This window comes from Asprobacillus argus, assembly GCF_032248395.1.
Lineage (GTDB): Bacteria > Bacteroidota > Bacteroidia > Flavobacteriales > Flavobacteriaceae > Polaribacter > Polaribacter argus.
In genome coordinates this window covers 465,696-478,041 of record NZ_JAVTTO010000004.1, presented here as the reverse complement: position 1 = coordinate 478,041, position 12,346 = coordinate 465,696, and the positions used below count along the sequence as shown (strand labels likewise).

Annotated in this window: 10 protein-coding genes; 9 read left to right on the top strand and 1 reads right to left on the bottom strand. The window is 35.5% G+C overall.

Translation table 11 applies throughout. The features are described 5' to 3' along the window. The first annotated feature begins 11 nt into the window (after positions 1-11). Positions 12-803 (top strand): hypothetical protein, encoded by a 792-nt coding sequence (locus RQM59_RS12540; RefSeq protein WP_349242465.1) that lies wholly within the window; start codon positions 12-14, stop codon positions 801-803. A gap of 114 nt (positions 804-917) precedes the next feature. Here the strand turns inward: RQM59_RS12540 and sucC are convergent, their stop codons facing one another. Further along, complete coding sequence (sucC, locus tag RQM59_RS12535) at positions 918-2,114, bottom strand: ADP-forming succinate--CoA ligase subunit beta (protein ID WP_349242464.1); 1,197 nt, start codon at positions 2,112-2,114, stop codon at positions 918-920. A gap of 358 nt (positions 2,115-2,472) precedes the next feature. On the opposite strand from sucC, the gene RQM59_RS12530 reads away from it, so the two are divergent. From RQM59_RS12530 to RQM59_RS12495, 8 genes are all read left to right on the top strand, one after another. Next, positions 2,473-4,911, top strand: a complete 2,439-nt coding sequence (locus RQM59_RS12530; protein ID WP_349242463.1) for a DUF5916 domain-containing protein — start codon at positions 2,473-2,475, stop codon at positions 4,909-4,911. Between the two features lie 53 nt (positions 4,912-4,964). Beyond that, positions 4,965-5,624, top strand: a complete 660-nt coding sequence (locus tag RQM59_RS12525; protein WP_349242462.1) for an ABC transporter ATP-binding protein — start codon at positions 4,965-4,967, stop codon at positions 5,622-5,624. Between the two features lie 12 nt (positions 5,625-5,636). Further along, the gene (locus RQM59_RS12520) at positions 5,637-6,401 is read left to right on the top strand and encodes a TIGR02757 family protein (protein WP_349242461.1); all 765 of its coding nucleotides are present in this window, start codon (positions 5,637-5,639) and stop codon (positions 6,399-6,401) included. Between the two features lie 67 nt (positions 6,402-6,468). Continuing rightward, positions 6,469-7,953 carry a S10 family peptidase gene (locus RQM59_RS12515; RefSeq protein ID WP_349242460.1) on the top strand — a complete coding sequence of 495 codons (1,485 nt, stop codon included), beginning with the start codon at positions 6,469-6,471 and terminating at the stop codon, positions 7,951-7,953. A 10-nt stretch (positions 7,954-7,963) separates the two neighbouring features. Continuing rightward, the gene (locus tag RQM59_RS12510; RefSeq protein WP_349242459.1) at positions 7,964-9,916 is read left to right on the top strand and encodes a BatA domain-containing protein; all 1,953 of its coding nucleotides are present in this window, start codon (positions 7,964-7,966) and stop codon (positions 9,914-9,916) included. Next, positions 9,913-11,169 carry a dihydroorotase gene (locus RQM59_RS12505; protein ID WP_349242458.1) on the top strand — a complete coding sequence of 419 codons (1,257 nt, stop codon included), beginning with the start codon at positions 9,913-9,915 and terminating at the stop codon, positions 11,167-11,169. Before RQM59_RS12510 ends, RQM59_RS12505 begins: the two co-directional genes overlap by 4 nt. Then, positions 11,169-11,813, top strand: coding sequence for an alpha/beta hydrolase (locus RQM59_RS12500; protein ID WP_349242457.1), 645 nt, complete (start codon positions 11,169-11,171; stop codon positions 11,811-11,813). Before RQM59_RS12505 ends, RQM59_RS12500 begins: the two co-directional genes overlap by 1 nt. A 45-nt stretch (positions 11,814-11,858) precedes the next feature. Next, positions 11,859-12,335, top strand: coding sequence for a hypothetical protein (locus RQM59_RS12495; RefSeq protein ID WP_349242456.1), 477 nt, complete (start codon positions 11,859-11,861; stop codon positions 12,333-12,335). The last annotated feature ends 11 nt before the right edge of the window (positions 12,336-12,346 follow it).

The following is a 12,346-nucleotide window of genomic DNA, read 5'->3' as shown; positions in this document are numbered from 1 at the left end:
TAGAAGAAAATATGGACTTTAACCAAGTTAAAAATGAAGGCAAGCAAGAAACAAAGAATGTTTTGAAGACTATTTTTAAATATTCTAATATCCTTGGTTTAATCGGTATCTTAGTGGCAATAGTACTCTTCGTACTTGCGGAAAAGAAGAAGGAATTAACCCTAACAATTGATTCCTTTATCTCATTAGTTGACAAGACAACACTTAAAGGGTCAGGTATTTCTATATCGTTTGACAGTATTGCTGTTGACAACCTTTATAAGGTAAACCTTAGTTTGGTAAATACAGGAAATTCTGCAATTACAAGTAAAGACTTTGTAAAAGAAATGGCAATTGAATTTGACCCGAATGCAGTGCTTTTAAAATATGAATTAAACACCCTACCAGAAACGATTGAATTAAGTGATAGAAAATCCGAAAAGAAAATTTGGCTGAAACCAGATTTGCTCAATCCAGGAGATAGAATTGATATCTCTACATACTATTCTGTGAACAAAACCAGCTCGTTACCAACAACCACTTCGAGAATTGTTGATGGAGAAGTTCTTATTATAAACAAAAGTGATGAGATAGTGAAACCTAATAAATTTATTATTCCATTTAGCAAAAAGATAGAGGGAATACTAGTTTGGATAGCTATTATATGGAATTCGTTCTTTTTTCTTCTTATAACTTGGGCATCATTTTTACAAAAATCAATTCAGAAGAATGGATTTGCAGCCAATTTTATCGCATTTGTATTTTTAGGTATTGGTTGTATTTTAACAATACTTTACTTGCTACAAAATGAATTTTTCATGTAAAAAACTTGGCACAATAAAGTTTAAAAAGCATACTTACCCTATAAAAAATGCCACTCAGTTACTGAAACAAGTTCAGCATAAAGAATGGCTTTTTTTATGATATCTCTTGACTCCTTACGCAGTCAATACTTCCTGTACTTTATCCGCAGCTTCCTGGAATTCCGTCGCAGAGATGATCTCCATACCACTGTTGTCAATCAATTCCTTTGCTTCTTTAGCATTGGTTCCTTGTAATCTACAAATGATCGGTACATTGATCTTGTCCCCCATATTCTTATAGGCATCTACTACACCTTGTGCTACACGGTCACAACGAACGATTCCACCAAAGATATTTACTAGGATCGCTTTTACATTGGTGTCCTTTAAGATGATTCCAAAAGCTGTTTCCACACGTTGTGCATCCGCAGTACCTCCTACATCTAAGAAGTTTGCAGGATCTCCACCCGCTTGTTTGATCAAGTCCATGGTTCCCATCGCTAGTCCAGCACCGTTTACCATACATCCTACGTTTCCATCTAAGTCCACATAGTTTAATCCAGCTGCGTTTGCTTCTACCTCGATTGGATTCTCTTCACGCAAGTCACGTAATTGAGCATAGTCTTTATGACGGAACAATGCATTGTCATCTAAGGTTACTTTAGCATCTACTGCTAAGATCTTATCATCCGATGTTTTTAATACCGGGTTAATTTCAAACATAGAAGAATCTGATTTGATATAAGCGGTATATAATGCCGATACAAATTTGGTCATTTCTTTAAACGCACCACCAGACAATCCTAAGTTAAAAGCGATCTTTCTAGCCTGGAAAGGTAACAAGCCCATTGCAGGATCGATCTCTTCTGTAAAGATCAAATGTGGTGTTTCTTCAGCAACTGTTTCAATATCCATTCCTCCTTCAGTAGAGTACATGATCATGTTTCTTCCTGTATTTCTGTTTAGTAATACAGACATATAGTATTCTTCCGGTTCAGAATCACCAGGATAATACACATCCTCAGCGATCAATACCTGATGTACCTTCTTCCCTTCTGCTGAAGTTTGAGGCGTGATCAACATCATACCAATGATATCATTAGCAATGCTTTCTACTTCCTGTAAGTTTTTGGCCAATTTAACGCCACCACCTTTTCCACGTCCACCTGCGTGAACCTGCGCTTTTACCACGTACCAACTTGTTCCCGTTTCGGCAGTTAGTTGTTTTGCTGCGTCTACAGCCTCTTTATGATTACTCGCAACAATTCCGCGTTGAATTCTAACGCCAAAACTATTTAATATTTCTTTTCCTTGATATTCGTGTAGATTCATTTTATATGATGTTTAAAACGAGGCAAAAATACAAATTCAATCTTATAAACAATTAAAACATGTACATAAAATCTCGTGTATTTTTTAACGTTTTGCCAACACTTTTTAACAAAAAATACCAGATTGAGAAGATTTCACAATTCACTACATACAATCCACAGTTCAAGACATTTGATACTATTTATAAGGGGTTTCGACTATACTTTTACCCTATCCAAATGTTAAAATTATGTTATTGAAATCAAAAAAATGTAACGGTTTTTAATTAACAATGTCTTTGGAGTAATTAACAGGAATTTATGATTTCTGTTATCAAATGATAAATACATTAGCAATCACAAAACTACAATCAACCACTATGTCTAAAGTTCTATCCTTCTTTTTAATTCTTTTTTTGTCGTCAACCTGCCTATATGCTCAAGAAGCTATAAACAGTAACAGAAAGAAAATTAAAACCACAAGAATTACCAAAGCTCCTAAAATTGACGCTATACTAGATGATGACGCCTGGAAAGATGCAGAAACTGCAAAAGATTTTGTTGTATTACGACCTGACAACGGGAAAAAAGCACCTGATACGCATAAAACAGAGGTAAAAGTTACCTATGATGATAGTGCGATCTATATCAGTGCCAATATGTATGACCCAAATCCATCTAAAATTCCGATGGAGTTTACCAATAGAGATAACTTTGGGCAAGCAGACTTCTTCTTAGTAACCATCAATCCAAATGATGATGGGCAGAATGCATTTGAGTTTGTAGTGATGAGTACAGGATCTCAAGCAGAATCTAAAATTTCTGAAGGGAATGAAGATTTTAGCTGGAATGCTGTTTGGGAGAGTGAAGCGAAAATTAACGAAACAGGATGGTCTGTTGAAATAAGAATACCTTATAGAGCATTGCGTTTTGCCAATCTTCCTGTCCAATCCTGGGGATTCAATTTTCACAGAAGATTACAGAATGAAAACTCACAACACACCTGGAACTGGATTGACAACACAAAAGGAATCTGGACACAGTACGATGGTCTTGTCGAAGACTTTAGAGATATTAAACCTCCTACCCGATTGGCATTTTATCCATATACTTCTGGTACCGTAGATTCTTTTGACGGGACTACAGAGACTACAGGAAGTGTAGGAATGGATATTCAATATGGTGTAACGGAGAACTTTACTTTAGATGCTACGCTAGTTCCTGATTTTGGTCAGGTGGCCTTTGACAACGTAAGTTTGAACTTAGGTCCTTTTGAGCAAGTATTTAATGAACAACGTCAGTTCTTTATTGAAGGAACAGAACTATTCAATAAAGCAAGATTGTTCTTTTCTAGAAGAATTGGAAATACTCCGACAAACTACTGGGCTGTTTCAGATAATTTAGGAACGGATGAAGAAATCGTTGAAAATCCAGATGCTGTTAAAATGCTGAATGCGATCAAGATCTCTGGACGTACCAAAAAAGGACTAGGAATTGGTTTCTTTAATGCGATTACAGAAAAGACAGAAGCTACGATACGAAATACTGTTACAGACGAGATCAGAATGGAAGTGACAGAGCCTTTTGCTAATTACAATGTACTTGTGCTCGATCAGAACTTTAACGGGAATTCGTCTATTACGCTTACCAATACCAATGTAACAAGAGATGGTGATTTCCGAGATGGGAATGTAACGAGTCTAGATTATCACGTTCGAACAAAGAATAGTAAGTATTTTATAGACGGTGCATACAAGCAAAGTAATGTCTCTGAAAGCGGTTTAACTACGGTAGGACATAGTTTTGATACCAGTATTGCAAAAGCTGCTGGAAACTGGCAATATGAAGCAGGATATACCTTTGACGATAAGAATTATGATATTAATGACCTGGGGGTTAACTTTAGAAATAACAGACAACGTATCTACGGAAACGCTTCGTATAGAATTCTACAACCTAAAGGGAATTTCAATAACTATAGAATCAACACCTGGTATAATATCAACTACCTGCACAGTCCAGGAACCTATACCGGAAACAATATGGGGATTGGTGCATGGGGAGAAACGAAGAATCGTTTCAGCTTCGGTGGTAATGTGAATGGAAATATTGGAAGACAATTTGACTTCTTTGAACCTAGACAAGGAACTACTTCAGGGGTGTTTTTCGTAAGACCTACTAGAATTACGGTAAATAACTGGATGAATTCAGACAGAAGAAAGAAACTGTCTTTGAATGCAAACTGGTGGAGATCTGGATACCACAATAACCCTAGAAGTGCGTACGGTTTTAATATCAGACCTAGATACCGTTTTAGCAACCAATTATCTTTTTCATACGGATTTAGCTTCAACCAAAATTACAATGAAGAAGGGTATGCTACTTCTGATGAAGTTACCGATGCTCCTATTTTTGGAAGAAGAGATCGTAAAACGTTTAACAATACTGTTTCTGCAAAATATAACTTTAGTGTAAAATCGTCTTTAAGCTTAACATTCAGACACAACTGGTCGGATGTGCGTTATCAAGATCAATTTTATGACCTGGGAGCTGATGGATACTTAGTACCAAATAGCCATGCAGAAAACCAAGATATCAACTTTAACAGCTGGAACTTAGACTTGAACTACTTTTGGCAGTTTGCTCCAGGAAGTCAGTTAATAGCCTTCTATAGAAATAGTATCTTTAGTGTAAACGAAGAAACGGGGCAGGATTTCTTTGCCAACCTGAACAATTTATTCAAGGAACCAAATCAGCATATCTTCTCTGTAAGATTAGTATACTTCATTGATTACAATAGAGCAAAAAACATATTTTAACAATCATTAATTGAGCACTTTTTAATACTTTCGTCAGTATAAAGTGCTCAATTATGGTTATTGCTAAAAACATACACAAATATTATGGAGATCTAGAAGTCTTAAAAGGTGTAGATCTTCATATCAAAAAAGGTGAAATTGTTGCTATAGTGGGGCCTTCAGGTGCTGGTAAAACTACACTTTTACAAATTCTGGGAACCCTTGACAAGCCCTTAAAAGAGCAAAACTTTGATCTCACGGTGAACGATATTTCCCTAAAATCTTTAAGCGATAGAGAAATTTCTGGTTTTAGAAATGAGCATATTGGTTTTATCTTTCAGTTTCATCAGTTACTTCCTGAGTTTACGGCCTTAGAAAATGTGTGTATCCCAGCTTTTATTGCCAAGAAAGACAAGAAAGAAACGGAGGAAAAAGCAAAGAAGATCCTGGATTTTCTTGGATTGTCAGATAGAACACATCACAAACCCAATGAGCTTTCTGGTGGAGAGCAACAACGAGTGGCTGTAGCAAGAGCCTTGATAAATGACCCCTCTGTTATTTTTGCTGATGAGCCTAGCGGAAATCTTGATTCTGCTTCTGCCGAGAGTTTACATACATTGTTTTTTAAACTACGGGATGAATTTAACCAAACCTTTGTGCTCGTTACTCATAACAAGGAACTGGCAGCAATGGCCGACAGAACATTAACCATGAAAGATGGTCTTATTGTTTAACTCCTTTGTGCTATGCAGAACGCTGAGTTAAAAGAATTTCTAGATCAAAAGGTGATCCAATACCACAATCCGATCTTTATAGAAACGGATCCAATTCAAATACCGCATATGTTTTCTAAAAAAGAAGATATTGAGATTGCAGGATTTCTTACTGCCATCATTTCCTGGGGGAACCGCAAGATGATCATTAAGAACGCATCGAATATGATGGAGCGATTTGACAATGCTCCGTATGATTTTATCATGAATCATTCTGATAATGATCTAAAAAACATAGAAGGTTTTGTGCACCGCACGTTTAATGCTATTGATTTACAGTGCTTTATAAAATCACTACAACACATTTATAAAAAGCATGACGGCTTAGAAAATGTCTTATCTCTTAAAAGTGACGCTGTGAACTATGCGCGGTCCATTTCGAGTTTTAAGCAGTTATTTTTTGAAATATCACACGTATTAAGAACAGAAAAACATATTTCGGACCCTATGAAAAATTCTGCCGCCAAACGTATTAACATGTTTTTACGCTGGATGGTACGCGATAATTCGGCTGGTGTTGACTTTGGAATATGGAAAAGTCATGATCCTAAACACCTCTCCTGCCCTTTGGATGTTCATTCAGGTAATGTAGCTAGAAAACTAGGAATATTACAGCGAAAACAGAATGATTGGAAAGCAGTCTATGAACTGGATACTTCTTTAAGAGCCTTTGATGCCAATGATCCTGTTAAGTACGATTTTGCACTATTTGGATTAGGAGTTTTTGAAAAGTTTTAATTAACATTTTTCGATACTGATAAATGGTTTTTTTGTAATAAATTAGACATCTTAATTTTACAAAACCATGAAAAAATTACTGTTCCTTTTGTTATGTCTTTTTGTATTTACTGTGCAGGCGCAAGACACAAGAATTCCTTTAGATACTGTCGTTAACACTACAGGAGAAGTTACTATTAATGGATCCAAAGTTGCCTATAAAGCGACCACAGGGATGCAACCTGTATGGAATAGTAACGGAGAAATTACTGCTTCGTTATACTACACCTACTATCAGAGAACCAATGTAAAGAATAAAAAGACCAGACCTATTATTATGTCTTTTAATGGCGGACCTGGTTCTGCCTCTGTTTGGATGCATATTGCCTATACGGGCCCTAAAGTATTGAGAATTGATGATGAGGGAAATCCTATTCAGCCTTATGGCGTGAAAGACAATCCGTATTCCATATTAGACGTTGCAGATATTGTATTTGTAAACCCAGTAAATACAGGCTATTCTAGACCTGTGGTTAAAAAAGGGAAGAAACTGGACAAATCTAAATTCTTTGGAATAAACGCAGATATAAAATACTTAGCCGGGTGGTTAAATACCTTTATCACTCGTAATAATCGCTGGGAATCTCCCAAATATATTATTGGAGAAAGCTATGGAGGCACACGAGTAATGGGATTAGCTGCAGAATTACAAAATAGCCAGTGGATGTACTTAAATGGAGTGATTATGGTTTCTCCTGCCGATTATCAGGTGTTGAGAACAGGTAGTTCTTTTGAATCTGCCATTAACCTTCCTTATTTTACGGCTGCGGCATGGTACCACAAGATGCTACCGAATGACCTACAAAGTAAAGATCTACTAGAAATATTACCACTTGCCGAAGACTATGCTATCAATAAATTGATTCCGGCAATTTCTAAAGGAGGATTTATTTCTGCAGATGAAAAGAATACCGTAGCGGAGAAAATGGCTTATTTTTCCGGAATTTCTAAAAAAGTGATTCTACAGCACAATTTGGATCTTCCAAAAAGTTATTTCTGGAAGGAGTTATTACGCGATAAGAGCGGTTATACAGTAGGAAGATTAGACTCAAGGTATAAAGGATTAGACAAGCGAGAAGCGGGCGATAGACCGGACTATAACTCAGAATTAACCTCCTGGCTGCATTCCTTTACGCCAGCGATCAATTACTATATCCGAGAGCATTTAAATTTTAAAACCGATGTTAAGTATAATGTATTCGGGCCTGTACGTCCTTGGGATAACAGAAATAACAATGTACGAGAAGGTCTGCGACAAGCCATGGCACAAAACCCATATCTAAAAGTATTGATTCAGTCAGGGTATTATGACGGTGCTACTACCTATTTCAATGCAAAATACACCATGTGGCAAGTAGATCCAAGCGGAAAAATGAAAGATCGATTCTATTTTAAAGGATATAGAAGTGGACATATGATGTATTTACGCAACGTAGATCTTAAAAAAGCGAATGACGATTTAAGAACATTTATCAAAAATAGTTCGGCAAAAGGAAAAGCAGCAAAATATTAAAACACGGTAAATGCAATTTAAACATCCAGAAATTTTATACGTTCTCTTTGCATTGATCATACCAATTCTGGTACATCTTTTTCAGCTGCAAAAATTCAAAAAAGTAGTCTTTACGAACGTTGCATTTTTGAAAAAAATAGACCTACAAACACGTAAAAGTTCTCAGCTAAAAAAGTGGCTAATTCTCACGTCAAGAATGCTTCTTTTTACAGCCATTATTTTTGCTTTTTCTCAACCCTATTTTAGCACTAAAAATACAGCTCAAAATATTCATAATTCGATCTATTTAGATAACTCAATTAGTCTCAATTCAATTGGTAAAAAAGGAAAATTATTACAGGTTGCAGCCCAAGAAATTATCGAAAATGTTTCTGACGAGCATTCTTATTCCTTCCTAACGAATTCAGATTTTTATAGAAATGTAACCGCTACAGAATTAAAAAACATCCTTAAAAAAGTAGACTTCACTACAAAAAACCTAAGTATTCAAGAAGTTTTACTCAAAATAGAGTCAGAAAAATTAAATAAAACTAACAGTTTAAATAGTATCACTTTAATATCTGATTTTCAGAATAATAAAAAAATAAAAAATAATGAGTTTACAAATGTAACAGTGCCAATTTCGCTTATAAAAACTGCAGCGGAGCTAAAAAATAACATTTCGATAGATAGTATTTTTATCAGTAATAAAAATGAGCGTAATTTCACGTTGAATGTTGTGCTAAAAAATCAAGGACCTGAAAAAACCAATGTTCCTATCTCTATTTTCAACGATACAAAGTTGATTAGCAAACGCTCCTTCTCTATCGAAAACGACACCAAAAAAACAATTGATTTTGAAATACAAAATCAGTCCCATTTTAGAGGCCGTATAAAGATACAAAATAATGACGTTTTCTTGTTTGATAATGACTTTTTTTTTACGGTCAATTTTGGTGAAAAAATCAACGTTTTAAGCATTGGTAAAAACAACGATTATTTACAGAATATTTTTACAGATGATGTTTTTGTTTTTAATCAGGTTTCTAGTTCAAAAATCAATTATAATATAGTACCCAAACAACAGTTGATTTTATTAAATGAAATGGATGATATTCCAAGTACTCTTTCCAATGCATTGACAGATTTTGTAAACAATGGAGGAAGTCTTGTCGTGATTCCGAGTATTTCGGCAACGATAAACTCCTATAATTCTTTTTTCTCTAGGATGAATATTGGAAAGATTTCTAAAAATCAGCAAGATTCGCTGAAAATTACCAAAATTCATTACGATCATCCATTATTTAAAAACGTTTTTACCAAACAGGTGCGTAATTTTCAATTTCCGCGGGTTATTAGCAGTTTTAACGCCACATTTAAAGGTACTCCCCTATTAAGTTTTGAAAACAACCAGTCTTTCCTATCTAATCTTACGGTTGGAAATGGTGAACTATACTGGTTTTCAGGTGCTTTGAGCACTGTCAATTCAAACTTTACCAATTCACCTTTAATTGTTCCAACACTCTATAATATTGGTCAGAGTAGTTTACAAACTTCAAAACCATACTACAGATTACAGGAAAGAAACACCATTGAAATTAATGCTTCTATTGGGAAGGATCAAGTAGTTTCTATACAGAACCTACGTAGTTCTTTTATACCGTTACAACAAAATTCTCAAAATAAAATCTCCATCTTAACTACTGATAAACCTGATAAAAAGGGGTTTTATCAGATTGTTTCTAAGGATACGCTACAAACCATTTCTTATAATAACCCGAGTAGTGAAAGTATGGTTGATTTCATGAACATCAACGAACTTAGTAGTCAAAATAGTAACATTACTTCTTACGACTCTATAGCGTCCTATTTTGAAGAAGAAAATCAAAAAAATGAAGTTCAGTGGCTTTGGAAGTTGTTTTTAGCGCTAGCAATTGTATCTTTGCTGCTGGAAATTTTAATTTTAAAATTCTTCAAAACATGACCACGCTTCTAAAGTCGGCTACCATAATAGATGCTTCAAGTCCTTTCCACAAGCAACAAAAAGATATTTTAATTACAAACGGTTTTATTGAAAAAATAGCAAATTCGATTCCTGCTAAAAAGGAGTACGAAGTTGTGAACTACCCAAATCTGCACGTTTCATGTGGTTGGTTTGATACTTCTGTTTCCTTTGGTGAGCCTGGTTTTGAGGAAAGAGAAACGATTCAAAATGGCCTTTTAACAGCCGCGAAAAGTGGTTTTACTGCAGTAGCAATTACAAGCAATACAGATCCTATAGTAGATTCTAAATCTGCGGTGGAGTTCTTAATAAATAAAGGAGCTTCCAGTAATGTTGATGTATTTCCCATAGCCGCGTTAAGCAAGAATAGTGATGGAAAGGAAATGGCAGAGCTGTATGACATGAAACAGTCTGGAGCTATTGCTTTTGGAGACTACAACAAACCAATTAACAACGACAATCTTTTAAAAATAGCGTTGCAATATGCTCAAAATTTTGATGGATTGGTATTGAGTTTCCCTAAAAACAATGCTATTGCGGGCGAAGGAATCGTAAATGAAGGTGTTAATAGTACTTCTTTGGGATTGAAAGGAGCTCCTGCCCTATCTGAGCATTTACAAATTGCCAGAGACTTATTCTTACTCGAATATACTGAAGGTAAATTACACATACCGACTATTTCTACGGCAAAATCCGTACAACTTATAAAGGATGCAAAAAAGAAGGGACTTCAAGTCTCTTGTAGCGTCACGCCACATCATTTAACATTGACAGATGACGAGCTTGCAGGGTTTGACAGCAATGTAAAAGTGAATCCTCCTTTACGAACTAAATCAGATACAAAAGCACTGATAAAAGGAGTAAAGGATGGTACCATAGATATGATTACATCAGATCATAATCCTATCGATATTGAAAACAAGAAGTTAGAATTTAGCCTCGCTTTAGATGGTACTATTGGTATGGAGAGTCTTTTTGGAGCGGTACATTCAGTTTTAGATTTAGAAACCATAATTGAAAAGCTCACAAAAGGGCCAAGAGCGGTTTTCGGACTAGAAAAAACACAAATTGCTAAAGGTGCAAAAGCAAATATTACGCTTTTCAATCCAGATGAGCTAAGTACTTTTACTGAGGAGCATATTCTTTCAACTTCGAAAAACAGTGCTTTTATAGATAAGAAACTACAAGGAAAGGCATACGGTATTTATGCTAACAATCAATTAGTTACAAAATAATGGATGCAGCATTGCACTACGTCGTAAGACAGCCAAAGAAAGTTGCAGAAAATCCACCTTTACTAGTATTAGTTCATGGATATGGGAGCAATGAGTTAGACCTTTTTTCATTTGCGGAGGAATTACCAGATGAACTGCTGATAGTTAGTTTAAGAGCCCCTTATGAAATGGGGTACGGAGGCTATGCATGGTATGCCATCAATTTAGATGCTTCTAATAATAAACACTCGGATTTAGACCAGGCCAGCGTATCGTTACAAAAAATTGCCGCGCTTATTGATGAACTAAAAGATCTATATGATACAGCTGAGAACAAAACGTTCTTATTAGGTTTTAGTCAAGGAGCTATTTTAAGCTATGCTCTTAGCTTTAACTATCCCAACAAAGTACAGCATGTATTGGCTTTAAGTGGTTATATCAATGAAGATCTTATGCCAACGGTTGCAGCTAAAAACATCAATACAGATTATTATATTTCACACGGTACAGTAGACCAGGTATTACCTATTGAATGGGCTAGAAAAGCCCCCATTATTCTAAATTCATTTGGCTTACAACATGTATATTCTGAATACCCTGTTGGTCATGGTGTTGCTCCTCAGAATTTCTTTAGTTTTAAAAAGTGGATGGAAGAGCGGCTGTAAAAATCGCCTTTTTTTAGTACATTACCCTTGTTATAATAACTACTCATGATTAATATTCACAATTTTGATTTCCTGATAGGCACATGGAATGTAACCAACCGGAGGTTAAAAGAAAGACTATGTGGTTCTGACGACTGGGAAGAATTTCAAGCACATATGGAAACCAAACCTATTTTGAACGGTTTAGGACTCATGGATGAAATGAAATCAGATCATTTTGGTGATACCTTCATTGGATTGAGCATACGAATGCTCAACCCAAAAACAGGAACATGGAAAATTTATTGGGCAGATACTGCCAATCCAGCGTTATTACTAAAAGAGCAAGTAGTCGGAACATTTTCTGATGGTATAGGCACTTTTTATGGAGAGGAATACTATCAAGGAAAAAAATACAAATTGCGTTTTCTCTGGAAAAAAGAAGCGCTAGACACCGCCAAATGGGAACAGGCTTACTTCGATGAAAACAATCAGGAATGGGAAACTAACTGGACCATGCTATTCAAAGCTGTAAAAAAATAACGCCCCAATAG